General features: G+C 55.4%; 18 protein-coding genes and 1 tRNA gene. 6 read left to right on the top strand and 13 right to left on the bottom strand.

The window, feature by feature from the left end; all coding sequences use genetic code 11:
• Positions 1–146 precede the first annotated feature (146 nt).
• The 5 genes from ACR0AJ_RS12370 to ACR0AJ_RS12350 are packed head-to-tail and all read left to right on the top strand — an operon-like array spanning position 147 to position 4,353.
• Positions 147–1,481, top strand: coding sequence for an NAD(P)/FAD-dependent oxidoreductase (locus ACR0AJ_RS12370; protein WP_170396702.1), 1,335 nt, complete (start codon positions 147–149; stop codon positions 1,479–1,481).
• Positions 1,432–1,977, top strand: coding sequence for a hypothetical protein (locus ACR0AJ_RS12365; RefSeq protein ID WP_170349686.1), 546 nt, complete (start codon positions 1,432–1,434; stop codon positions 1,975–1,977). Before ACR0AJ_RS12370 ends, ACR0AJ_RS12365 begins: the two co-directional genes overlap by 50 nt.
• The gene (locus ACR0AJ_RS12360) at positions 1,977–3,200 is read left to right on the top strand and encodes an MFS transporter (RefSeq protein WP_480741053.1); all 1,224 of its coding nucleotides are present in this window, start codon (positions 1,977–1,979) and stop codon (positions 3,198–3,200) included. Before ACR0AJ_RS12365 ends, ACR0AJ_RS12360 begins: the two co-directional genes overlap by 1 nt.
• Positions 3,197–3,814, top strand: coding sequence for a DUF3833 domain-containing protein (locus ACR0AJ_RS12355; protein ID WP_425081303.1), 618 nt, complete (start codon positions 3,197–3,199; stop codon positions 3,812–3,814). The genes ACR0AJ_RS12360 and ACR0AJ_RS12355 overlap by 4 nt, the downstream gene beginning before the upstream one ends.
• On the top strand, positions 3,811–4,353 hold the full coding sequence (locus ACR0AJ_RS12350; protein ID WP_170360909.1) for a DUF3833 domain-containing protein: 543 nt from the start codon (positions 3,811–3,813) through the stop codon (positions 4,351–4,353). Before ACR0AJ_RS12355 ends, ACR0AJ_RS12350 begins: the two co-directional genes overlap by 4 nt.
• A 58-nt stretch (positions 4,354–4,411) precedes the next feature.
• Here the strand turns inward: ACR0AJ_RS12350 and ACR0AJ_RS12345 are convergent, their stop codons facing one another.
• The 6 genes from ACR0AJ_RS12345 to ACR0AJ_RS12320 all read right to left on the bottom strand — a co-directional run bounded on the left by ACR0AJ_RS12345 (position 4,412) and on the right by ACR0AJ_RS12320 (position 8,773).
• Positions 4,412–5,434, bottom strand: coding sequence for a porin (locus ACR0AJ_RS12345; protein WP_480740958.1), 1,023 nt, complete (start codon positions 5,432–5,434; stop codon positions 4,412–4,414).
• Between the two features lie 374 nt (positions 5,435–5,808).
• Positions 5,809–6,954: a TonB family protein gene (locus ACR0AJ_RS12340; protein WP_480740956.1), complete on the bottom strand. Its 1,146-nt coding sequence runs from the start codon at positions 6,952–6,954 to the stop codon at positions 5,809–5,811.
• Positions 6,951–7,328 carry an ExbD/TolR family protein gene (locus ACR0AJ_RS12335; protein ID WP_480740955.1) on the bottom strand — a complete coding sequence of 126 codons (378 nt, stop codon included), beginning with the start codon at positions 7,326–7,328 and terminating at the stop codon, positions 6,951–6,953. The genes ACR0AJ_RS12340 and ACR0AJ_RS12335 overlap by 4 nt, the downstream gene beginning before the upstream one ends.
• Positions 7,325–7,651, bottom strand: coding sequence for a biopolymer transporter ExbD (locus ACR0AJ_RS12330; protein WP_170349680.1), 327 nt, complete (start codon positions 7,649–7,651; stop codon positions 7,325–7,327). Before ACR0AJ_RS12330 ends, ACR0AJ_RS12335 begins: the two co-directional genes overlap by 4 nt.
• A gap of 31 nt (positions 7,652–7,682) precedes the next feature.
• Positions 7,683–8,348 (bottom strand): MotA/TolQ/ExbB proton channel family protein, encoded by a 666-nt coding sequence (locus ACR0AJ_RS12325; RefSeq protein ID WP_480740953.1) that lies wholly within the window; start codon positions 8,346–8,348, stop codon positions 7,683–7,685.
• Positions 8,345–8,773: a hypothetical protein gene (locus tag ACR0AJ_RS12320; RefSeq protein WP_170349678.1), complete on the bottom strand. Its 429-nt coding sequence runs from the start codon at positions 8,771–8,773 to the stop codon at positions 8,345–8,347. The genes ACR0AJ_RS12325 and ACR0AJ_RS12320 overlap by 4 nt, the downstream gene beginning before the upstream one ends.
• A 595-nt stretch (positions 8,774–9,368) precedes the next feature.
• Here ACR0AJ_RS12320 and ACR0AJ_RS12315 point away from each other — a divergent pair.
• Positions 9,369–9,444, top strand: a tRNA-Thr gene (locus tag ACR0AJ_RS12315).
• Positions 9,445–9,505: 61 nt separating this feature from the next.
• Here ACR0AJ_RS12315 and brxL read toward each other — a convergent pair.
• The 7 genes from brxL to ACR0AJ_RS12280 are packed head-to-tail and all read right to left on the bottom strand — an operon-like array spanning position 9,506 to position 23,407.
• Positions 9,506–11,587, bottom strand: a complete 2,082-nt coding sequence (gene brxL / locus ACR0AJ_RS12310; protein ID WP_480740952.1) for a BREX system Lon protease-like protein BrxL — start codon at positions 11,585–11,587, stop codon at positions 9,506–9,508.
• Entirely contained in the window at positions 11,577–14,105 is a 2,529-nt protein-coding gene (locus ACR0AJ_RS12305) for a PglZ domain-containing protein (protein WP_480740950.1), read from the bottom strand. The genes brxL and ACR0AJ_RS12305 overlap by 11 nt, the downstream gene beginning before the upstream one ends.
• The gene (pglX, locus tag ACR0AJ_RS12300) at positions 14,102–17,902 is read right to left on the bottom strand and encodes a BREX-1 system adenine-specific DNA-methyltransferase PglX (RefSeq protein ID WP_480740949.1); all 3,801 of its coding nucleotides are present in this window, start codon (positions 17,900–17,902) and stop codon (positions 14,102–14,104) included. The genes ACR0AJ_RS12305 and pglX overlap by 4 nt, the downstream gene beginning before the upstream one ends.
• 3 nt (positions 17,903–17,905) lie before the next feature.
• Complete coding sequence (gene brxC, locus ACR0AJ_RS12295) at positions 17,906–21,535, bottom strand: BREX system P-loop protein BrxC (protein ID WP_480740947.1); 3,630 nt, start codon at positions 21,533–21,535, stop codon at positions 17,906–17,908.
• A gap of 21 nt (positions 21,536–21,556) precedes the next feature.
• Positions 21,557–22,132, bottom strand: coding sequence for a BREX protein BrxB domain-containing protein (locus tag ACR0AJ_RS12290; protein ID WP_480740945.1), 576 nt, complete (start codon positions 22,130–22,132; stop codon positions 21,557–21,559).
• Positions 22,119–22,898: a BrxA family protein gene (locus ACR0AJ_RS12285; protein ID WP_480740944.1), complete on the bottom strand. Its 780-nt coding sequence runs from the start codon at positions 22,896–22,898 to the stop codon at positions 22,119–22,121. Before ACR0AJ_RS12285 ends, ACR0AJ_RS12290 begins: the two co-directional genes overlap by 14 nt.
• The gene (locus tag ACR0AJ_RS12280) at positions 22,898–23,407 is read right to left on the bottom strand and encodes a BrxE family protein (protein WP_480740942.1); all 510 of its coding nucleotides are present in this window, start codon (positions 23,405–23,407) and stop codon (positions 22,898–22,900) included. The genes ACR0AJ_RS12285 and ACR0AJ_RS12280 overlap by 1 nt, the downstream gene beginning before the upstream one ends.
• Positions 23,408–24,000 lie beyond the last annotated feature (593 nt).

Here is a 24,000-nt window from a genome sequence, read left to right as displayed (position 1 = left end):
TCTAAGATTTTACGGCCAGAGCGACGCACTGGATCAAAACTCCAGCCGTGACAACATAGTGCTTTTGCGAAAAACTTCTAATCCGATTGATCCACCCCGGCATTTCCTGCGTATCCTATTGTAAAATGTCGCACAAAGAGGATGGCATGTTCGACGAAACCCGAGGCGTACGCAAGAAAATCGCGGTAGTAGGTGCAGGTATCTCAGGTCTGTCGGCCGCTTACTATTTGTCAAAAAACAACGATGTGACCGTGTTCGAAGCCGAACCTCGGCTGGGCGGCCATGCCCGAACCGTCATGGCAGGCAAAAACGGCGACCAACCTGTCGATACCGGTTTCATCGTCTTCAATTATGCCACCTACCCCTATCTGACGCGCCTGTTCGATGAGCTGAACGTGCCCGTCATCAAATCCGAGATGAGCTTTGGTGCCACCATCGACAACGGCCGCATTGAATACGGTCTGAACAACCTGCGCACCCTGACGGCGCAGAAACGCAACCTCGCGCGGCCTGCCTATTATAAGATGATCGCGGACATCCTGCGCTTTGGCAAAGAAGCCCCCGAAGCCGCACGTGACGATGACACCACGATCGGAGAGCTGGTCGATCAGCTGCGTCTGGGTCATTGGTTCCGCCACAATTACCTGATGCCGATGTGCGGCGCGATCTGGTCCACTCCGGTGGAGTTCGTGGATCAGTTCCCGGCCCGCTCGCTGGTACAATTCTTCCGCAACCATGCCCTGCTGGCCAGTGGTCGCGCCAATCAGCATCAATGGTACACTGTCAAGGGCGGCAGCATCGAATATGTCCGCCGCATCGATGCCGCGTTACGTGAGCGCGGGTGTGAAATCCGTCTGGCCTGCCCGGTTGAGCATATTCAACGCGGCGATGCCGGTGTGACTGTCCACAGCCAAGGTCAGGTTGATCTGTTCGACGAAATCATATTGGCCACCCATTCCGATCAGTCCCTTGCCATTCTGGGCGAGACCGCAACAGATGCGGAAAGAGCTGCGTTAGGCTCTATTCGTTACCAACCGAACACGGCTATCCTGCATTGCGACCCAAGCCAGATGCCCCGCCGTCGCGCGTGCTGGTCCAGCTGGACCTACCGTTCGCAAGCGGGGAATGTTGGCGTAACTTACTGGATGAACCGACTGCAGAATATTCCAGACAGCGATCCGCTGTTTGTGACGCTGAACGCATCTTCGGAAATTCCTGCGGGTAAAATCTATGACAAGGTCGAGTTTGCCCATCCGGTGTTCGACAAAGCGGCCCTGAAAGCTCAGGGGCAAATCCGCGAGATGCAGGGACAGAACCGAACCTGGTTTGCCGGGGCTTACAACCGGCATGGATTTCACGAAGACGGGATTGCCAGCGCGATGCATGTTGTTGAGCGCCTTAACGGCACCCCGCACACACTCGGAGCTGACAATGGCATTCCTGCACAAGACCCGGCCATCCCTGCCTCGGCTGATCTCTGATACCTGCCGCGCTGCACTGTTTTCTGTGATCGTGCTGGCCCCGGGCGGGTTGGCCGCGTCACCGATCACCCAGACGCTGACTGATGCGCAACTCAGAGGCAGCGCAACCTTCCGGTTTTTGGGCATGCCGATCTACGAAGCCAAGCTGTATACGCCGCAAGGCAGCACGCTCAATTGGACGCAGGACTTTGCATTGCAGCTGACCTATCGCAAATCCCTGAAACAGAAAGCACTGGTTGAATCGACGTTGGATGAGATGGCTCGACAAGGAAACCCTGCCCCGACGCAGGCCCAGTTGCAGAAGTGTTTTCAGGCGGTTAGCAAGGGCGACAACTATATTGCAATCTCGGAAGGCCCGAACAAAGTTGGATTTTGGCGAAACGGCCAAAAGACCTGTACCCTGTCCTATCCCGGCGCCAAAAGCGCCTTTATGTCCATTTTTCTGGGCGACAACACCCGATCGGGCAGTTTCACCCGGCAATTGAAGGGCGGATGATGCTGTACCCGCGTGTCAGTCTGTATGCGCTGATGCTCGCTGCGGCGGGGATACCGCTATATATCCATCTGCCGCGATTTGCTGCCGTTAATCTTGGTATCGGGTTGGGTGTGATCGGCACCGTTCTGCTGGTGATCCGGTTAATCGATCTGGTGCAGGATCCGCTGATTGGTTGGGCCATAGACCGCTGGCCAAACGCGCAACTGCTGTTTGCTGCGACCGCTGCGATTGGTTTGGCGATCGGGTTTCCAATGCTGTTTGGACTGCCGCCGGGAACAAATATTGCCTTATTAGTCTCTGTTTTAGTCTTACTGTTCTCAGCCTACAGCTTGGGCACCATCCTGCTTTACGGTCGCAGCGCGACGCTTGCCATACGACCAGAGCCGCAAGAGTTGATAAGATTGGCCGCATGGCGCGAAGGCGGGCAGTTGACAGGCGTCATCCTTGCAGCCAGCGCCCCAGCCTTGTTCGTAGGATTCGGAGCCAGCGCGCAGGGCTATCCCGCCTTTGGCCTGTTTCTGGGCCTGATCGCGATCTTCACCCTGACCCTGACGATCCCAATCTGGCGCCGACCCCCGATTACTGGCGATGGCCTGTCGTTCAATGGGCTCGCACAAGCTGGTGCGCTGCGATTGCTGCTGCTGGCGCTGGTCAACAGCTTACCAGTGGCCATCACTTCGACCCTGTTTTTGTTCTTTGTCGAAGATCGCCTGCAATTGCCGGGAAAAGCCGGACCACTGCTGATCCTGTTCTTCCTCAGCGCCGGGGCCAGCGTTCCGCTTTGGGCAAAGCTGGCTAACCGGATTGGCCCGAAACGAACACTGATCATCGCCATGCCCCTGTCGATCGCGGGGTTTATTGGTGCAGCTTTGTTGTCCGCCGGTAATCTGACCGGGTTCGCCGCAATCTGCCTTGCCTCGGGCGCGGCACTGGGGGCGGATATGGTGGTGCTGCCGGCCATGTTCTCGGTCGCGCTGACGCGGGCGGGGCTGAACGCATCCGCTGCGTTTGGTATCTGGTCATTCGCTGGCAAGCTGGGCCTCGCGCTCGCTGCCTTTTTCACTCTGCCGCTGCTGGAACGCAGCGGGTTCACCCCAGGACAGGCAAACTCGGCCGAGGCGTTGCGGACGCTCACCCTCGCCTATGCCGTGCTGCCCTGCATCCTGAAACTCGGCGCGTTTGGGCTGGTCCTGACGTTGCCTTCTGAGGTCTCAGCCAAATGACTATCTTAGCTATCCTACTGCTTGCCATCCTTGTTCTGGTCGCAGCTCAGCGCCGGTTCCTAAGCTTTCGCTCGCAATCCCCTGCCGATTACAGCGGCACCGGGCCTGCCTTTAAAATGAAAGAAGTCCTGAACGGCGAAATCCTGTCCGAAGGGCTGATTTATGGCCCCAATGGGAAGATGTCGAACAGCTTTGTCGCCCGTATGGTGGGGAAATGGGATGGCAACACCGGCACGCTGACCGAGCATTTCACCTATTCCAACGGCAAGAAGATGACCCGCAAATGGCATCTGACGCTGGGCACGGGCAACACGTTTACCGCGACGGCAGAAGATATCGTCGGTGAGGGTCACGGCACAATTTCGGGATCGACCGTGAAGCTGACCTACCGGATCATCCTACCCCAGGACGCGGGCGGGCACACACTGGACGTTACCGATTGGATGTACCTGACCGAGAACGGTGTGATCATGAACCGGTCCGAGATGCGCAAATTCGGCATCAAGGTCGCTGAACTGGTCGCCACTATGCGCCCCGCGCCCGAAGCTAAAGCTGCGCATGTCAGCGGTTCAAATGGCTATGACACCGCGGTAGAAACGAGGACCTTGCAATGACGCCCCGCCGCATCCTGATCGCGGCCCTTGCCATCGCGGGGCTTGCCGCGCTGACCGCCTGTTCCGCCAAGCCGCGCGTACCTAAAAGCTTTCTGTCCGACCGGCAGTTGAATCTTGAGGAGTTCTTTGAAGGCAAAACCGTCGCCTATGGTCAGTTTCAGGATGTTCTGGGCAATGTCCCTCGCCGATTTACGGTGGATATCCAAGGCACCTGGGATGGTGAAACCCTGACCCTGATCGAGGATTTCGTCTATGACGACGGCGCCACCGAACAACGCATCTGGACCCTGATCAAAACCGGTCAGGACACCTGGACCGGAACTGCGCCTGGCGTTCTGGGCGCTGCCAGCGGGGTCGAGCGTGGTGATACCTTCAACTGGACATACAAGATCGATCTACCGGTCAAGGACGGCACCATGCGGGTCAATTTTGACGACTGGATGTGGCTGCTAAGCGATGATCGTCTGCTGAACCGCGCCTATGTTTCGCGATATGGCGTGCGGCTGGGCGAGGTCATCCTGTTCTTTGAAAAACAGTAGGCCACCAAAAAGGGCGAACCTAAAGGCCCGCCCTTGAACCTAAGTCAAACAGGTCACTTTAGAAGTTGAACCAGACACCAAAGTCGGCCTGAATCTGGCCGTCGTCGTCACCGTCTTTAACTTCGCCAACAGCACCACGCAGTGTTGCGCCCGCACCCAGATCATAGATGGCGCCCACACCGATGTTGCGCGTGTCATTATCGGCCGATCCGTCACCATAGACCAGCTGCAACGTGGTCGCTGCACCCAGGTTATAGGCGACCGAGAAACCGTAAGCAGTGCCGTTTTCATCATCATCGGCCACATCGTCGTCCGCCAGGAACAGCGTTCCGTAGAAGTCATTGAATTCGGCACCCAAAGTGAAGACGGTCAGGCTTTCCTTTTCGACACCATCACCTTCATCGGTTTCACCATAAACCAGCGAGGCGGTGATGTTGTTGAAAGTATAAGCCGCACTTACGTCCCAGCGGTCACGGTCCGTGGTTGCGCCAGTGCCATTATTTGCAAAGATGGTGTTCTGGTCGTAGGACGCCGAAACAGCAAAATCACCAACGGTGTACTGGAAGAACACGGCATTGTCGCCCGAACCGGTCGATTCATACTCGAGGAACGAGTAGTTCACGCCCGAATACTGACCCAGAAACTCTTCCAGGCCGGGCTCGGTGCCGAAATAGTCATCCAGGTTGTCGAATGAACCAGCCACGTTGCCGGCGTCAACACGTAAGCCACCATAGATAACAGAGAACCGCGCGCCGTTCAGACCGGCGTTGTTGGCTTCACCAGTGTCGGAGTCTTCGTCGGCCTGCAGACGAACACGACCTTCAAACCGAACGCCACCGTCAGTTTCCGTGAAACCGTCAATATTCAGACGGAAACGTGAGATCAGGATGGCCTCGTCAGAATCTGCCGTGAATTGGTTTACCGTACCATTGGCTGTGGTGGTGGTCAGTGTCGTGTTCTGACGGTCCTCAAGGTAACCAATACCAAAACGGCCATAGCCGCTGAGGTTGATGCCGGATTCGGCCGCTGCGATGCCTGCGGTTGCAATTGTTGCGGTCGACGCAAAAAGAAGTTGTTTCATGATAAGTCCATGAGAGTGAGAGGAGTTTGGCTACAAAGTGTGGCTGAGCGCCTAGTCGAACAAATCGCGGGCATGCTCAACAGGGCCCGCGGACATTCGAACGTCTTGCCCTCGGCTTGCGTTGCAACTTTGCACAGGTGAAATCAGATAAACTAATTTTTATTGTTTATTTTTAGATAATTAGCATAGCTTCCAGAAGCCGTTACAAAAAGTTGATCGCAGAAAAAGGCCGCGACCTCTTTAATTTAAAGAGACTGACCCAATAGCCGTAAATGGTGTTTTCGATACTCATGCCAACGCCTTACGGCCACGCTGATCGGTAAAATCCAACGCTTTCGAATATACCTGCTCAGCCTGCCAAGCTCTTCGGCAGATCAGTTGCCGTAATAGACAAAAGACAGCGACCGGCTGACACCTCCGGGCGGTTTCGGAAAGGGTGAGGCCGCTGCCACCTGTGCCTTGGCTGCCCGTTCAAGATCCGGTGTGCCGTTGGTATCCACCACTTCGACATAATCCAGGGTTCCGTCCGGCTTGATCACGAAAAACACCCTCGCAAAGCCCCGCGCTGCTGTATAGACGATCGGCGCGCGGTTCAGGTGAACCAGAACCTCTCCGGCATAATTCGTCCGGTCAGAATTTCCGGGCCCTCGCCCGCCTGAGCGCCTGCCGCTATTGCCCGAAGTAAACCTGTCGACACCCCGGCGAGCGTATGTGGTCAGGGGGGATTCAATTTCGCGCGATGGATACCGAAGGTTGCTGAAATCCCGCACGCTACGCAACACGTCCCGCGGTTCAGACTGTGGGCGACGATCCGGCAGTTGTGGGCGGATCGAAGAGGCCACAGCCAGCTCTGATCCTTCGCTGCTTTCCTCTGCCTGCGGTGCGGATTCGACTTGGGCTGTGGGAATATCGGGCTCGACCGCCTCGCTTTCAGTGGGGATATCCGGCGCAACTGATGGCAATACGTCTTCCGAAGGGTCCGGCAGCGCGGCAAGCTGCTCGGCCTCAACCGGTTCAGGTGCCGCGGCCTCAGTAATCGGTTCGGTCACCTCGGGGTTGCCTTCTGGGACTTCGACAACCTCGGCAGTTTCTACGTCCGGAGTTTCTTCCACCTCGTCACTGGCGCTCTGGTCGCCATCCGTGGTCTCTTGGGGTTCGGGGGCTTCTGACTCGACCGGTTCGGGGGAAACGGGCTGCAACACTTCTGAGGTGCCCGTATCGGGCGCAAAGGTTTGTTGGGGATCGTCCGAGGCCACATGCACTTCGCTGGTTGGAATCTCGGCAGGTTCGGGCGGGTCTTCGACCGGAGGTTCAGGCGTTTCCTCCGGTTCGGGCTCAACAGGTTCAGCGACGGCTTCAACCAGATCTTCGAAACTGTTGCCCAGTTCAACCCTGTCGGGTGTATCAGTGTCACCTGATTGTCCGGTCAGTCTGGGTGCGGTCAGGCTTAGCCCCGTCAGATGCAGCAGCAGCGACAGAAGCGCGGCCAGAACCGCAATGACCACCGACCCCCGGATCATTCCAGCGCCTTTTCGGTCACGACAAACACGGATACGGCGCCCAGTCGCCGCAGTTCAGCCGTCACTTCCATCAGCCGAGCGCCCGGCGCCTCGCGATCCGGGACGATACGTACCGGTCCGGGGTCGCGCCCTGTCATATAGGTTTCGGGGTCCATCGGCGCGCCGCGAAAGCTGAGCGTTCCGTCCCGGTGCAACACCAGCGCATCGGGCGGTTCGCGGCCTTCCAACTCGGACGTGTCGACCAGATTCAGATCAGGGTCCAGCGGCGTGGCCACCGTTCCCGCGATCAGAAAGAAGATCAGCATCAGGAACACGACATTGATCAGCGCAATGGTCGAGTCGCGTTTGCGGCGGGGGCGGCCAAGACGGATCATTCCAGCACCAGAACGCTGAGGCCCTCGCGCCCGCGCAGCAAAACCAGCAGGTCCACCAGCCGCTGCGCCGTCGTGTCAGGGTCCAAACTGACCAGCACCTGCCCGGTCGTCACCTGTGTGGTCAGGTCCGCAAGCGTGACCGGAGTACCGTTCAGAACCAGCCTTTCTTCTCCCAGCTGCACAAAGGCTCGATCTTGAGGTGTGTCCGCGGTCGGGTTGCCCGCTGTTGCGGCGCTCAGCTCGATCTCGCCATATTTGGAAAAGGTCGAGGTCAGCATGAAAAACAGCAGCAACAGAAAGATCACGTCGATGAGCGGTGTCATCGCCAGTGGTCGCCTGACAAAGGGTGCGAGGTTACGCATGTCCGGGCGTGGCCGCCATGCTCTGTGCGTCCTCGGCCAGCGGGATGGCCTGCCCCGGCACCAGTACCGTGCGCAGCGCCTTGTCGGCGAACACCCGTTCCCGCGCGGTGCGGCTTTCGAACCACGACAGCACCATCGAGGTCGGCATCGCCACCGCCAGGCCCACCGCAGTGGTCACCAGCGCCACCCAGATACCACCCGCCAACAGCGACGGATCAACCGAAGACCCGGCGGTTTGCAGACTGCGGAACGCTTCGATCATGCCCAGAACCGTACCAAACAGACCCAACAGCGGCGCCAGCTGCGCCACCGTGTCCAGAAGACGGAAACCACGTTCAAGCCCGGCCAGCGCCAGCCCCGCCTCGGCATCCAACCGTTGATCCAGACCGGGTGCGTCCGGCGCATCCATCGCCACGCCGACCAGCGGCGCAAGATAGCTGTTGCTTTTGGCCAGTAGCGCGCGGGCGGCTTGCTTGTCACCGGCATCCCAAGCGTCCAGCGCCTGCGACAGAACCCGGTGCCGACCAACACCCGAGGCGGCGAATTGCCAAAGCTTGTAAAGCGTCACCGCCAGCGTCACCACGGACATGGCGATCAGGATGGCCACAACCGGCCCGCCCAGGGCCAGAATTTCACGCAGGGCGTCAAGAATACTCATCCCAAAAGCTCCACTTCAGTACGGCTGCGCAAGGTTGGTGTCTTGTCGCAGATTTCGCTGTCAGCACCGTCGACGGTACAGCCGCTTAGCCCATTGATCAGAACCCGCCCAAGATTTTCACAGGCGATGTCGCGTACATCAAACTGACGCACGCGGGGGCGTTCCGCTGGCAGGTCCCGAAATCCAAAAAGGGTAAAGCGTTCGAACACACCAGCGGCATCGAAAATCACCACCTGATAATTGGCAGTGTCTATCGCCGTTGCAGTTTCGTTTTCGACCAGAAAGGTCAAACGGCAGGCGCCTTCGACATCTTCAGTCGCGTTCAGCTCGACCACCAACCCCGGCGCATCCTTCGCAGTTTGGGCCTGAGCCGCAAAGGGCAGCGTGCTAACGATGGCAGCAAGGGCCAAAGGGCGAAACTTCATGAATACGCTCCCAATTGTTTCACGCAGGCAGAGGTTCTGACAGCGCTATGTCCGTCTTATCCAAGACCGCTGGGGCGCGAAAGGGTTGCGGACATCTTTGTGATAAAGTGCGATTTTCGACCCGTTCAACCCTATTGCCGGGTCCAGGGCAACAGCGTGCTGCTCTAGTTGATGTCACTGGGGCAGTTGCAGGCAGTCCTATTTGTCATCGCGCAGTCCACTCACTGGCACGAACAGACTTACATGTCGGACCTGCGCCCACTTCAGGTCTGATCGGCTTAAATTTCTCGTTCGCAAGCACACTCACACGTGAATAGCTATCGGGGAAGGGGTGCAAACAAACCTCGTGGTAACGTCAGCTTCTGCTCCACGACAAATCTTGCTTTTATTGAAAAAAGTGGTGAGCCGTGCAGGATTCGAACCTGCGACCCACTGATTAAAAGACCCTAAACTATAACGTTAAAACAATGAGTTGCTGAATATTTTTCCAGCCCATACCAACGTTGAAGGCGGTTAATTATACCATTCCCACAAGAGAGGATAGGCGCAGTACGCTGTAACTAGTGGATCAATAGTAGGGCCGTGACAGAGAGATGCCGGTGTAGCTCAGCTGGTAGAGCACGTCATTCGTAATGATGGGGTCGGGGGTTCGAGTCCCTTCACCGGCACCATCCTTCTCACGGCAGAACTTGAAAAAGGCTCTTTGGGCTTCCGGCCCTCAAAAAATGCCCACTAGGTTGGTTTAAAAATATCAACCTTGGTTTCTAGACAAGGCCGCAGAGAAAAGTCATTTGCGCCAATCGTGAACCATCCTTCTGGTCTCTGGTAGAAATCCAAACCTCGCCCGATCTTGATGATCCAGCGGTCGTCGATTCTGATCTCCCGATCATGAATCTTGCTGTCAATCTCCACTGAAAGGACGACATCTCGCTCAAGCAGACTCTGTTTGAGTTCTTCAATCTTGCTCTCAACCCCCGCAAGATCGGTGTTTTCATCATACCCGGTTAGAAGGTGGATTTCTCGTACGGTCGGACTCTTAACAACCGTCTCGCAGAAGCGGACAAAATTCGCGATCTGATGCGGTGCACGAATGTATGGGTCTTCAATCGAAACGCTCTTAGCCTTCGCCAGGTATGGTCCTATGATCGTGTCGTAGGTATGCCCAACATCCCCATAGGCGATCGTGTAGTGCCGATCTTCAGGGATCTCAGCTTCTGAGGTCTGCGCAACGTCAGATGACACCTCGCTCTTATGGGTCTTCGCTTCTGGTTCTTTGGTCTCAACCATTTTCGGTCTAGAGGACTTTCCAGAAAGCGTGCGGCGGGCAGGTTCAAGAGTAGCAGCAATACCTTTGGTCTCGGGGCAGTGCACCACCACCTCGCGGCCTTCTGGCGCGAAGTAGGAAAGGTTGATCAATGCAAACTCATCATCTGGTTTGCGCTTATTCATCTGCTCCTTGACCCTACGACGACATTCAATCGCGTATTCCACATACTCGAAGAACTCATCGTCGCTTGGAGCCCCGTCGGGATGGAGGATTTTCAAGAGCGCGCAGAGTGTCTTCTTAATGCCCTTCTCGTCGCGACCTTCGACATTGCTCCCGAGCTTCACGCGGCTTGAGACTTCTTCGTAGCGGTTGTTGTGCTTAAGCTGATAGTGAAACGCTTCGGCCAAGTAGTCCGTGATTAGCCCAAAGCGGTCGGTCAAGTACGCACTACTCGTCTTGGGCATCTCCCAGCCAGGCAAGTAGCAGGCAAAGCGGTCCATCACGGCCAGATCGAACTCCGCGGGGAGTGGTAGGAAGAGGTCATGCTCGGATGAACGAACGATTTGTTCCACCGACTGATCGATGTTTCCTACGAAGGCCATGCTCGCATTGGCAATGATCTCGACACCCCTCGAGAACCGACCATTGGCCATGAAGTCCTTCATAATTTGGATGGTATCTGGGTCTTTGATCTTGATCCCACCAACCTCGTCGAAAGCAACGGTATCCCAGAAGCCAACAAGTCCGATCTTGTTGCGGGCGTTGTTGTAAAACAGCGTTGCCTTCGTCGCTTGGCCGCCACTGATCAGCGTCGAGTACGGGGAAAATTCACTAAAGAAGTACGACTTCCCGGTACCGCGCGGACCAAGCTCGACAAAGTTGAAATTAGCCTCGACGAGGGGCGCGAGCCTAGCAATGAAGTGCAGCTTTTGCCTATGTGACAGCGTGCCTGGTTCGAGGCCGACCGACCTCAGGACCACGTCTAGCCATTCGTCTCTCGTCAGCTTTGCACGGCCTTCTTTGTAGGCTTCAAAGTCGAAGCGGCTCAGCTGGATAGGACGAAGGTCTTCTACGTAAAAAGCGTAGTTGTCATCGTCGATGTCGTTGTGTGCGATTGTCACCTCTGCCCAGATACCGCCTTCAAGAAGTCGATCGATGTCACGGTAGAACTTCTCGGCGATGGCGACTTTTTGGGATGCAAAGTTCTCAAGAGCTGCCCAGTGCCGCTTGTCCTTTTCGACGTAGCGTACATGCACCTTGTCGATGAACTTGTGCTTTCCCTTTACGGCAACCCGAGATTGGGCAGCGTTTGCCTCGTCAGGGCGAACGTAGTTCTCATCAAGCGTCGCCAGAACGGCTTCCATACCGGCTTGGATTTCCGCTGGTTCGTTGCTTGCGCAATACCTTGCCAAAAGGAACTCCAGGACGAACGTAGGCACGTTCGTCCCTTTCTTAATGCGATGCAGTAGGTCCTTGCGGACGACCTTGCCGTCGAAGACCTCGTTGAGCTTCTTGTCGAGGTCATCCATTTCCATTTCAAACGGCATAATCAGTCTCCAGATCAAGGCTGGCGTAGGCGGCCATCGTTACCGGATCGAGGGCCTTCAGCTTAAATTTGCCTTCAAACTCAGGCTCCATGCGGATGGTGATTTGCTTGCTCTCGCCGGGCCGCAGCGTGATGGTACGCGTGGCTGGGTTTACGTCCCCGCCTGGGCGCGGCTCTCCTACGACATCACCTTGTGTGGACTGAGCTTCGAGAAGGACCTCAATGTCTTTGTCCTGTGTGAACATGTCGTCAGACGATGCACTCACTTCCACTACCGGCACCCGAGTTGTGATCCGCTTAGCGCCGCGCTTGTAGTTGAGTTCAACACCGAAGCTTCCGGAACCCGACAAATCCTTGGTATCCAGTCGCGCGACCAAGACCGGTACGATCGCCTCCGGCAGCGATACTCCTCCGTGAAAGTAGAGATGTCCAGCTCGGTACGGAGCCATGCTCTTTGGCAGAGCGACTTGCTGATAGTCTCCACGCACCCCTAGCTTGGCCGCATCGATTACGACGCTATGGTTATCTGCGTTGCCCGTTCCTAGGAATGCACGGTCGTGTGCGTTCACGACCCAATTGCCTTGGGGCTTTGAACAGACGTCGCCGTCAGATGCATGCCCATTCAAGAAGAACCCGTGATCTGTGGCAATAACTGCGTCCTGGAAACCAAGTTCGCGCAGCTTATGAAGTGCCACGCGAACAAGTTTCAGCGTGTTCGGGATAAGCCCGAGGGTGCTCTCCGGATTGCTCTCAAGCTGACTGTCGATCTCGGTTGAGCGCAGCACGATAAGATCAACAGTCTTGGAAAGGCGCGGTTTCGCTTTTACGAAATCGCTCAGGGTCATTTCATGGAACCGGTCACCCAACCGCTTCCTTAGAACATCCATACGCTGACTGACATTCGCGACTTTGACATCACCAAGCCTGGGAACGAGCTTACCGGCCTTTTCTGTCAACCTGAGGTCTTCGCGCGCCCCAGGGAGGAGACTTGCCATTCCAACTGGCGTAATGGTGGGAAGCTGCGCGTACGCCGCTTGCAGCTCCACGGGGCCATCATCCGCGAGCCTCTTCTCAAGGACGACACCGAGTTCGTAACGGAGGGCATCTACCAGGACATAGGCGACTCTCCGCCCGCTTTCCTTCAGCTTGCTTGCCACATGCTTGTCGTAGACATCGAGATTGCTCGGGCGTCCCTGCGGGGGCCAACCAGACGTTTCCAGATGCTTCACAAAGGCGGTCTGCACCTTCTCGGCGAGGCGTCTGTATTTTGACCTCGAGTACTCGACCACGTCAGACAGGAGGTCTTGGTGATCCAAGAAATCGGAGAGGGCCTGCTCGAACTCCCTCTGGAGTCGATCAGTTTCCCTCAAGCTAGAAATGTAAAACTCAATCAGGGCGCTCTGTGACTTTGTGTGATCAGGGAGCTGTCGCTCGTTGTCGTCGCAACTCTCAATCAGGGAGAAGCTAGCCTTAATCAATTCCCACTGAGCTTGGCTTTCACCACGACCGATCCAAACCGAATGTCCATGGGCTGCGATGGTATCCCTTGCAGCGTTGAGATCGTTCTCTAGTAGACCCCTTATAGCTCGCTTCAGGAAGGTCCGCTCTTCGAAGGGGAAAGTATCTCTGCTGCCCAGGTCTTCGATACTTGCGCAAATCCGATCTAGCGAGAGCTCTTGTTCGATCTGCTCAGCGCGTTCGATGTAGACATCTCGGCTCGCTGGACTGGTTCTCAACCTCTCGCAGACGTCCTCGATAATTGGTTTCGCTTCAGAAACGGCATGCGGAACGCCTTGGAGCTGCTCTGGTAGGTCCGCTGGCAAGTCGAAGACAAACTCGCTGAAGAGAACGAACCGCCACAACTCGTCGGAGATCGAGTTCCAGGTCTTGCCTCGCGTTTTGACACTCATGCCCAGCGTTGCGGATAGGAACTCCCGCGCTTCCTCGCTCCATCCATCGTGAGCTTTGAGCGCCGCCGCTTGCTTCTCGCTCGGGGCGAGCAAGGCTTCAAGGATTTCACGTCCCGACTCAACCTTCAGCGCGGCGCGCAGTTGCGGCCATCTCGCACCGCCACCTACGGCGTCGACCACTGAAAACGTCGGACCACCTGGGGAGTTGGCAAAGACGCGCCTTATCTCCGTTGAGTGATCAGGCTTGGCACGGAGGCAAAGACTTAAGTAATCATCCCCGTCGTCACGGGGGAAGACCGCTCCTGCCTGAGCGTAGATCGAAAACGGATCGATCTGTTTCTCTTCATCAGTTTCAGGCCGTCGCTTAGGGACATAGACCAGCACGGCATCCAGCGTGCTTTTTGGCCGTCCAATATCTTGTAGGGCTTCTATTGCATCCAGGCGGCTCTTGATGCTGCTGCTACTCGCATCGACGACACGAACACGTTCGTCTCCAAGGCTCGCACAGACGTTCTGGTATTGCCCGTCTGGATCGTAGACGACCATGCACCCCGCCTCGATCAAGCGAGGGCGCAAGATGGTGTCACGGATGAAGGCTGCAATACTCATGCCCTATCCTCGGGTTCGATGTAGAGGTGTTCCAGGTCGTGCGCGATGGCGAGGGATTTGTCCGTCTTGCACTTCTCGCGCACGCGGTCTGGCCAGTACGCCATAGCCAGGTGCGCCCAGTCGTAGTCACCTTTCTCCAACTTCGTCCACGCATCCTTCAGAACCTTCTGCCACGGCTTGTGGCGGAAGAGCGACCAGAGCGGAGCCGCGGTGATCTGAACGCCGTCGTCGTGGTTGGGGCGATAGGTTGGAGCGATCTCTAGGAGCGCGTCACGAAGCTGGATGAGCTCCAGCTCCAGGTCCTGCAGTTTCTCTAACACTTTCTCGTCTGCGCTAGAGCGGGAGCCGCCTTTGTCGCGCAGTGTCACCAGGTCGCGGCGAACTTCCTTTAGCTTCGGCTCGACGAAATCATTCACAGCTGTGTAGAGCGTTTGGTCGGTCAGACTGGGGTAGTAGAGCCAGAGCGTGTAGCTGCCGGAATTGGTCGCGATCGGCCAGTAAATAGGGGCAGGACTGCCACCCTCTGTATACTTCTTTAAATGATCGGGAAAGAAGCCAGACTGCGAATTGATATATGAATCCAAATCTTGTGCGCGCAGATACCCAAGAACAGTTTCCTCCGTATTTTCGGAATTTTTTCCGAAGGTCTGCGTCAAAGACATATGCACATGCGATACAAGAGAATCTGGTCCACTTGGATCACCACTTAATACTTCCACGGCTTGATGATGATCTGTCGTGCTAAGTGCCTCATTCAGATTGGGCGGTGCTTCCAAGTCAATGCCGCAGATATTTCGAGGCTTCTGAGTGCTGGCAGAGTCGTTCCATCGACCGAACGCACACCCAACAAGCAGCGATATCAGGGTTGCGGCAACATATCGTTCTCGCTCCTTCAGAACCAGCATATCACCCGGGAGCTGCTGAGCAGTAGTGGCGCCAACGCGCAGCTGTAAAGCCTTCAGATCTTCTGAAGACATACCAAACGACGTCTGAACTATTTTGTCAGCTTCAAGCCTTAGCGATCTTAATGATTTCGATAGCGCTTCCGCATGGCTTACGGCTGACTTTATCGGGTCGGGATCAAATACAAAGTCCAAGCACCAGTGTTTCACGAAGTACCTGCTGCATTCATCGCCCGATACAAACTCGAGCGAAAGCATGATCGACTGCCGTGTTATATCCGACAGCCTTTGCTTGTCATCGGAACTAAAATTAGGCACTGGAAGAAGCTTGACATAGTTTGCTTGAAAAAACCGATTTGGATTTATCACTTTCAATAGAAGCCGCACAGGCTCGCTATTTAGGAATGACAGAAGCCAAAACGTACTATGCTCATCATTCGGAACGAGTCCATGGGCCGCGATGGAGAATATTCCACCCTTTTGCATCAGCTGAGCTGAGAAGGTCGTCTGTCCAGTGTAGATATACGATATTCCCTTCTTGAAATATGATTCATGCCCGGTGAATGTTCCCCCCGTAGCACTTTCAGCTATGGCGCGAAGTTCAGCACAGTCTTTCTGCCAATTCACTACGATATGATCGTTCTTCAGATAGTGCTGAGGATTTCCACCTGTTTTGATATGCGGCCAGTCAGAAGAAAAACTCTGCGCGGCTGATGGTTCCCACCAGCGACGGTAGAAGCGATCTTCATTACCCCGCGTATGCAACCCAACGGAAATTCGACAAAACTTTGATATCGGTTTATTTTCAGAAAAAACTTGGTACAGCGATTCCGGCACCCAGTATGAGAATACGCTGTTTGGCATACTTAAGAATTTTTTTGGAGCCGCTTCAAATAGATGCGGGTCCTGCTGGTCAGAACGATAACGGGCTGACGCCTCGAGCAAAATCTCTGCTTTATCTCTAGGCGATTTGATGTCGATAAAACCAGATTTTCGGGGAAGATGGTGATTGGAGCCGGCGCATATGCAAATGCAGGCAGCGGATACCGCAGCGTCGTCCATTACACCATTGCCAAGTTCAACGATTGATTCGAGGTTCGTCTCATTTATCAACCGGACACGAAGATCTTCAAAGTTTGCTAGGTTGAGGTAAGTGCTCGATGTGATTGCACCGAGATATCCGCCCTCACCAAGCAACTCCAACCCACGATCGATAAACGTGGCGTATAGATCCTTCCAAGAACTGGGGTAGGCTTCTCGCAGGTAGGGCTTTTGGTTTGAAGCTGGCTGCCCAAAAGGTGGGTTCATGACTGCAACATCAAAACGCACGTTTCCCAAATCAACTAGGCGCAACCCTTGCAACGCATCGTCTGCAAAGAGCCGCCCCTGATAGGTAGATCGTGTCGCGCGCGCGAACTCGACAAGGGCTTCTCGGAGGCGCGTTTCAGCCTTCTGCCAATGCGCTATGTCCTCTTTGCGGAAGAGGTCGCCATGCTCGCCGAATACTTCGCGGACAAGTACAGGCAGTTCCTTTTCGACCTGCAACAGCACCCCAAGCTCTGGCAAGCCCTTGAGCAGGAATAACGTCCTCTCAAACAGTTCTGCATCCAGGGGGTCGAGCTCTTCCATCAACCGCTTGCGCAACTCGACCTCTGCAGGGGGTGCGACAGCGGCCACCACATTCCCGTGCCCAACCTGAGGCCGATCCTTGGCTTTGATGCCTGCCTCGTGCCAGGCGCGCTGCGCCCGCAACCACAGCGCCAGCGACGCGATCTGTGCCGCGCGCGGGTCGATGTCGACGCCGTAGATGTTGTGTTCGATGATCAGCCGCGGCACGTCGTGCAAGAACGCGTCCTGGTCGGCATAGGTCTGGCTGAGTGGTTTCAGATCGGCACTGCCGCCAGTTTCGGTATCCAAGCAGCCGGGACCATGGGTCTGCTCCCACGCCCAGGCCTCGCGATAAATCTCCAGGAACAGGTCAAAGGCGTAGAGCCCGAAATGCATAGAGCCACAGGCCGGATCGAGCAGCTTAATCGTGCGCGGGTCGCGCAGGCGTTCGGCGGGTTCGGACTGCTCGTCCGGCTTCACCAGCAGGTATTGGCAGCGGTCGCGCAGGCCGGTTCGCCCGTCCGTCCAGTTGAACCAGAGTCGCCCCAGAGTGTTGTCGACCAGGAACTCCACCACATAGCGGGGGGTGAAGAACTGGTTGCGGACTGCCAGTTCCCGACTGTTGCGCGGGGCTTGAGACGCATCGCGCATCGCTTTGCGCTCTTCTTTCGAGTTGAAGTACTGGTAAATCCAACCAATCGTCTCGTCTTCTGCCCACAGCGGCTCGATCTCACCGTGGTTAATAAGTTCGATCACCTCGAGGAGCGCGGTCTCGCGAGGGAACAGGCGGCCCTGTGGCGAAAACCGGTCAAAGAGCCCCGGCAAGTCCTGCGCCAACTCATCGAACACGCTTTGTAAGAAGACCCGATAGGCATCACCAGTCTCCCCGAGACCAGTCCCAGCAAGGCGTGAGTAGAGTTGGAAACCCTGAGACTGATAGCCGTTGCCAACAGTCTCGATGAGCAGCCCGCGCGCCTCGGCCATACGCAAGGCAGCGAGCCGGTTGAAGATCGTGAAGGCCTGCTCGCGAACAATCCGGTCCAGGCCTGCTTTTGTGTCCGTATCCGAACCCGCGCAATAGTGTTCAAGCGTGGCTCGAAGTATGCGCGCCGTCTCGCGCTGTTGGTCCGTGATGTGACGCAAGCTTTCGAGCGAAGAAACAGTGCCCGAGTCAGGATCCAACCCATAGTCGTTCTGGAGCTGTCGAGTGAACTCCTCTTCCAGAATTCCACGCGCTTCGCTCACGAAGCGCTGAAGCCTGTTGCGTGTGGACTGATCAAACGCCATCGATCAGCCCTCATCCGTCTTCAGAGAGATGGAGACGTCGATCTCCTCGTAGAGTCGAGCTTGCGTTTTCAGCTCTTCCAGCTCCGAGATTACCGCTTCGAGCTCCGACGCCGAGCTCACCTTGGCAGGGATGGACACCGACGTTTCCAGGCGCGAGGGACCGTCCTTTCCCTTCTTCGCCTGCTCATCAGCAATGCGCTGGCGAATGCGCTCCTGTCCTGTGACCTCCACAGAACGCTTCAGTTCGTCAAGCGTGGTGCTGATATCATAATTCCGAGCAAGCAGTGCGTTAAGCCCGGCTAGGTCTTCAGTCGCTGTGAGCTCCAAGGCATCCAATCGGCGTAGGGTCGTACCACGCTCGTCCTGAGTAAGTTCTCGCCACTCAGACAGCTCTTGGAGACTTTCGCCGCCGTCCTTGAGTCGTTGCTTTTGTTGGTTCGACAACTCAATGACAGTGTCACGAACGCGGCCCTTGATGTGAGTTAGGGTCGAAGCCAAGTCTGCAGAATGCCTGAAGAAGTCGTCCTTGGCTGTCCAATTGGAAATGGATGAGAGCTCATCCTTTAGCTCCATGCGCAGCGCGCCGGGTGCGCCGGTATCCGGCAACGCCTCGATATCACGCTTATGAGATTGAAGCTGCCGAAGTGTGTGTTCCAGCCCATTCTCAAGTGCTCGCCGAACCTCTGTAGCCCATTTCAGATTTTCGAAAAGTGCCGACTCCTCCGCTCCTAGAAGTTGGGGCGCATCCGAAGCGTCAGAAGAAAGCAGGTCCGACAGAGACTGGTTCAATGCTTGTGCGCGATCACTTCCGTCAACACCAAGTGAGCCGAGTTTTTCGGGCAAGGAACCATATTCGTTCTGAAACCGAGGGAAGTTCTTCAGCGTCGCTTTGCTGATCTCTTGCTCAAGCGGGATGACGGTGTCGCCCAGCAACTCGGTCAGACGTTCCGAAGCGCGCGACAAGGCTTCATTGGAGGGACGCTCGTCCCTCAGAGACACGCCAATCTGCTTGAAGCTGTTATTTGTCTTGAGGGCATCAATCGCAAGCGGTCCAGCAGTTGTAACCTCGCGCCCTGAGACCGTGAGTTTGATCTCGCCAGCTAGTAACATAACGGCGAGAATGTACCGGGTTGTGTCCTGCGACCACCCGAACGGGTCAGCGTTGAAATGCTCAAGAAGTCGCTTCCCGACCGCGCTTCCATGCCGATCAATGTAGTCACGGATGCTCACGAGAGCCTTTTCGTCAGTCTTGAACGACGGACGACCAGCTTTCACCTGAACAAGCCCGAGCGGGTCTAGGGCACTTGTGATCGCCGCTGGATTAGCAAGCTTAAGAACCTTCTCAGCATTATCTGTGTTGGCTCGAACAGGTGCTTCGCCATAACGATCGAACACTTGGGCTGCTGCGCTGGAGAGTATTTTCTTTGACGCCTCTAAGAGGTCGGCATGCAGCGCCGATACAGCAGTGCGCTGTCCCCTGAAGATGAACGACCCCCCCTGAAGAGCAGTCTTAAGTTTCGACTTGAGTTCTGTCGCCAGCCTTGCAGCGCGATCTTGTTGTGCTCTGCAATAGTCCCTGATCTCCTGATCGGCGTCGTTTCGATGAAGTTCGGTTATCCGCTGACAGCGGAAGATCTCGTTGCAGAGGTCGTCCAGTTCGGGCGTTGTCCTCGTCATTAGTCCGATGACATTTCGAGACGCATGGCTTCGTGAGTCGTCAACTAGGCGGATCTGGGCAGTTTCGTAGTCGTCGGATGCAACGAACTCGACGACTGTCTGAATGGCGTTTTGCTCTCCAGCAAGGCTCGTCACTGAGCCTCCACTCTGAACCTTGATACCCGAAGCAACTGCAAGAGTTCCGTGAAAGTTGACCCTGGGTAGAGGATCGAAGACTTCACGGACACCATCGTTGAAGATGCGCCGAACATCGACAGAACGAAGCGCCAGTCCGCTACGCTCTTGCTCGATGTCGCGCAGCTTCTCGCTCAAGAAGACAAGCGTGCCATCTTTGTCGCCGAGCGGCACCAACGGGTCCCGCACCATCTCTTCCACGGCTGCTTTGACTTCCTCGAACTTTGACGGAGCCATGACCGAGGAGTGCATCAAACTGGCAACGTTCTGAAGCGTGACTGGTAGGTTCCCCAGTATCTGCAACACGGCAATAGATTTGGCGATATTTTGGTGAAGAGGTTGATCGGGAAACCGAATTTGAACTTTGCCGACCGCTTGATGAACTGGAGCAAAGGCTCTTCGAATATCCTTCTCGAGCTCGTCATACACCGTGACCGTCGTGGCGAGCGACCCTACGGGTTGATCCGCAAGTGCAGTTGTCCCCCCCTCACCACGAAGGATGTCTTGGACAACTTTGATGGCTGAACGCAGCCCAACGCCACCTGTCGACTTGGCTAGTGCTCCAAGTAGGTGAAGAAGGATTTCAAAGTGAGCAGGCAGGAAGGGGTAGAGCTGAACGAAAGTGTCGCGGGTGAAGTCCGCGTCGTAGTATTTCGCATTCTCTAGCCGGGTGTTCTGTCGCAGCGCTTGACCTTGCTGATCAAAGAGTTTGGCGAGCTGCTTTTCACCGTCGTTTGACTTACCAAGTAGCCGTCGATAGCAGATTTCCTTGATATCGCTGGACTCGAGATCGATCTGGATAGGAAACCGATCCTTAAGTTTGAAGAGCTGAGGTGAGTTGAGACTTGCTCGGGGATCATCCTCAGTAAGCGTTTGTTGCGCCGTCGAGATGATCCAAACCTTGCCGTCGCCTAACCTCTTGAAGTTCTTCGCAAGCCCATCGAGATTGAGGATCAAGTTGTCCCGGGAGGCAACATATTGACCAACTTCGTCGACGATGAAGATGATATTTTGCTTACCGCTCTTTTGGCGCACAATATCAATCATCTCTTGGACACGCTGATCCTCGAACTGAAGGAAGTCTTCGATGTTCGAGCTAAAAGAAGATGCCTCGGGGAAGAGCTCTGGGTACATCTCATGCGCGATGCGAGGAATAAGTGCGTCAATAGCAAGCGGATCATTTTGTATCCGCTTCCAAGTGGCACCCGGCATCACCTCAGAAACCTTTTTGTGAAGCTCTTCGGTCCGATTGTCCGCTTCTACTTTCCGCTCGAAAGCGGCAACCTTTAGGTTCCGAGAGTAACCTGCCCATTGAAGAACCTTGTAATAGAGGACGCTCGATACATCCTCCATCGTCGCCCCAGCGAGCATCTCACTAGCTAGGTCTAGCATCACGACAGCTGCCGGAAATCTCTGCGCGACGGTACTAAGGTGAGCTTTGGTCTGCGGCTTGTGAAGGCGATCTTGCAGGTGAGTTAGGAAAGGGACTCCGTCGATTGTCCTCTGATTGTCGAAGGCAAGACCCAGGTATTTTGTAAAGGAGCTTTTGCCCGATCCGTAGAAGCCGGAGACCCATACGCCAACTTCGTTTTCGCCGCCCGCTTCCATCGCGCGTTGCATTTGATCGAGCAGTTTTTCGAACTGCTCCTCAATACTATCAGTTACAACGTATTCAGATATTTCAGCCTTCAAGCGCCTCTCTTCGTCAGCGCCGTAGCTGATGACTTTCTCAATCGTCCGATTGATGTCGCGAGATGGGTCGAACAGACTGCGAATGCTCATGCTTTGTGCTCTCAATAATTGTTACCCGCCCACGTGCACGGAGCGATAGTTGCCGTCCTCTGGGTAAAACCCGAGAAACTTAAGCCTTGTTTTTCCTGTACGGGTTCCCGGATAGAGAAAGATCGTCGGCACATGAAAACTACCCTGCAATTTACTTTCAATTGAGCCGATACGCAGGAACGGATGCAGTGCTTCTAGATCTGTTACAATTAGCAGCGCATTTTCTTTTCCCTCAAGCTCGGTGAGCTTACTCTCAAGTCGCTGAAGAAGACCGTCTTCTGCAGTAGCACGTGCAGCAAGAGCATCATTGGTCTTCTTCCAATCAGTCGGGGATTTCTCGTCCTGTGCCACCCAGAGGGGCCAGAACGGATCTTGCTTCAGCAAGTCCCAAAGCAGCTCCGAGATTGAGAACAGCTGAACGTCCCAACCCTCTTGATGTAGCTTCGCTTCCCAGGCAGGCGTTTGCCGCTTTACCTCAAGTATGCTTTCAGGAGGAAAGACGAGGTAATAAACGGGTTCAAAGCTCGCGTGACCGAGCTCACGTCCATGGCGAATCCTTTCACGAAGCTCATCAAAATCTGCTCTAAGTGAGGCCATCGCAAAGCGCCTCCATGTCCGGGGACGTCCAACTGATACGCACAATGTCGCTTGCGCTCTGAATGACTAGGTTGCCCTGGAGTGATGCACGTTTCAGCTCCTGAGCTACATCTTCACGAGACAGGCCAAAAAGCCCCCAGTCCTCATGTGCGAGTACGGTGTTGTCGCCCATCCCAAGAAAATGAAGATCATACGCCAGATAGGCAGTGACAGGTTGCGCAATTCGAAAAGGAAGAATTTGCCGGGTTGATTTCAACCCGGCCTCGAGAAGCCCAAAGTCTGCACAGCACCCCGTAAGATAAGCTGCAACTCGGCGAATAGTGCTTTCGGACCATCGCTTTGAGGTCTTGCCGTCGTCGATGCCGCGCTCGACAAAATACCGGGCATCGTTGCTTGTCATGGTATCGTAGCCACCCTCATAGCGCGCCCAGTAAACATCGCGGACAAAATCTGCGAGGATTGGGTTGGCACGGCAGGTGTACAGAAAGAGTAGCTGTAGGAACGCATCACTCGGAAGCTGATGACGCAGAGTCTTAAGAAGTCGCGCCGTTTGCCCTTCACCCCTCAGGTAGCGTGGCGCAAAACACTCTGCCACGATGTTTCGCAGGCGACGGGCCGTCACGTTCGGAAACCGACCTGAAGAAAGCGCAGTCGCGTACAACGCTGCTGTGCGCATTCCAGGTTCCCAGATTTCGAGTAGCTCTTTGGTTTCCTCAACCAATCCGAGGCCGGCCTGGAGCTGCGTTGTGTAGGGAGCACTTTCCACTACGAGCTCCCCTCGAAATATGGATAGGCGCTCATGCCTCGTTCAAATGCTCCAAGATAGATTGACGCTAATTTCGATAGCGCCGATCCAGATAGAACGTCCTCGACGTTGCCACAGAGAAATGGCCCCTCAGCATTTTCGGTTTGAGCGTCGGCAAAGGCCCTAAGAGACTCTAAACGAGCTTCTCGATCGTGAGCTAGGATACCCTCGATCTCGTCCGGCGACAGAGATGCGATGGTGTTTTGGATATCTTGCTCGACTTCTTCAGGAAGCCGAAAAGTGTGAAAGCTACCCGCACTCAAATGTTCATCATGGGCGCTTCGAGCCGCCTCCAAGATGCCGTGATACTGCGCCAAGATCGACGTCCTCGGAAAGACTGGCTCCAAAAACATCTTTGCCGACAGTGAAAAGAAGGAAGTGGGCCACCAGCCGTAATTATCACGCTCTCCCAATGCGCCAACTAGCAGCCGTAGCTCAGCAATTTGCCTGTAGTGCGATGCAGTGCTCAATGTCTTATCCTTGGTCAAAACCGTTAGCGTGGAACTCATCTCGCGTGATCGCTGGTCAGAGGGGAAGCTCGGAGAAGCTATCTCCGTGCTCCAACGCTATGGAACCAAGTCCCTTTCTTCAAGAGCTCAACGGTTCATTCAGAACGATAATTGCTGACTTTTCGACTTTGAAGTTTTTCAGGCAGCCGCTGTGGCTCGTTTGTGAAGCGTTGAGAAAGACTTCAGATACACAGGCGCGTTTCGGTCGGATTCATACATGGCGTACGTCTATAAAACATCCCAATGCGCCAACACCGGCTACACCTCTGGGCCCGGGACCTGGCAATGCTGGAACACCCCCCTTGGGGTGGGTGGAATTTGAAAGAGTCATGCCCCAGGTAATGCGAGTGCCTCGCATGAATGCGTGCGACCAACTAAGGTGGGTGCAGGGGGGTGGGCCGATGCCCATCTGGAACACATGCTCGATCATTTGCCTGAAGCGCCGGGGAGCGGCGGCCGCATTTGGGCGTGACCCCAAACACTAGATTATTGCATAACTGATCTGAAATCCGTTGCGTATCCAAGCTTCTCAATAAGATATTCTACTGCTTCCC

It is taken from the genome of Ruegeria sp. CJ9 (genome assembly GCF_056536625.1).
This window is presented reverse-complemented; position numbering and strand designations above follow the sequence as displayed.

Excerpts from the sequence above, each read along its gene's own strand:
- ACR0AJ_RS12290 (WP_480740945.1), bottom strand. The coding sequence starts at position 22,132 with ATGGCCTCACTTAGAGCAGATTTTGATGAGCTTCGTGAAAGGATTCGC.
- ACR0AJ_RS12320 (WP_170349678.1), bottom strand. The coding sequence starts at position 8,773 with ATGAAGTTTCGCCCTTTGGCCCTTGCTGCCATCGTTAGCACGCTGCCC.
- pglX (WP_480740949.1), bottom strand. The coding sequence starts at position 17,902 with ATGGCGTTTGATCAGTCCACACGCAACAGGCTTCAGCGCTTCGTGAGC.
- ACR0AJ_RS12365 (WP_170349686.1), top strand. The coding sequence starts at position 1,432 with ATGGCATTCCTGCACAAGACCCGGCCATCCCTGCCTCGGCTGATCTCT.
- ACR0AJ_RS12355 (WP_425081303.1), top strand. The coding sequence starts at position 3,197 with ATGACTATCTTAGCTATCCTACTGCTTGCCATCCTTGTTCTGGTCGCA.
- ACR0AJ_RS12335 (WP_480740955.1), bottom strand. The coding sequence starts at position 7,328 with ATGATCCGTCTTGGCCGCCCCCGCCGCAAACGCGACTCGACCATTGCG.
- ACR0AJ_RS12350 (WP_170360909.1), top strand. The coding sequence starts at position 3,811 with ATGACGCCCCGCCGCATCCTGATCGCGGCCCTTGCCATCGCGGGGCTT.
- ACR0AJ_RS12340 (WP_480740956.1), bottom strand. The coding sequence starts at position 6,954 with ATGATCCGGGGGTCGGTGGTCATTGCGGTTCTGGCCGCGCTTCTGTCG.
- ACR0AJ_RS12360 (WP_480741053.1), top strand. The coding sequence starts at position 1,977 with ATGCTGTACCCGCGTGTCAGTCTGTATGCGCTGATGCTCGCTGCGGCG.
- ACR0AJ_RS12345 (WP_480740958.1), bottom strand. The coding sequence starts at position 5,434 with ATGAAACAACTTCTTTTTGCGTCGACCGCAACAATTGCAACCGCAGGC.
- brxL (WP_480740952.1), bottom strand. The coding sequence starts at position 11,587 with ATGCCGTTTGAAATGGAAATGGATGACCTCGACAAGAAGCTCAACGAG.
- ACR0AJ_RS12305 (WP_480740950.1), bottom strand. The coding sequence starts at position 14,105 with ATGAGTATTGCAGCCTTCATCCGTGACACCATCTTGCGCCCTCGCTTG.
- ACR0AJ_RS12330 (WP_170349680.1), bottom strand. The coding sequence starts at position 7,651 with ATGACACCGCTCATCGACGTGATCTTTCTGTTGCTGCTGTTTTTCATG.
- brxC (WP_480740947.1), bottom strand. The coding sequence starts at position 21,535 with ATGAGCATTCGCAGTCTGTTCGACCCATCTCGCGACATCAATCGGACG.
- ACR0AJ_RS12370 (WP_170396702.1), top strand. The coding sequence starts at position 147 with ATGTTCGACGAAACCCGAGGCGTACGCAAGAAAATCGCGGTAGTAGGT.
- ACR0AJ_RS12325 (WP_480740953.1), bottom strand. The coding sequence starts at position 8,348 with ATGAGTATTCTTGACGCCCTGCGTGAAATTCTGGCCCTGGGCGGGCCG.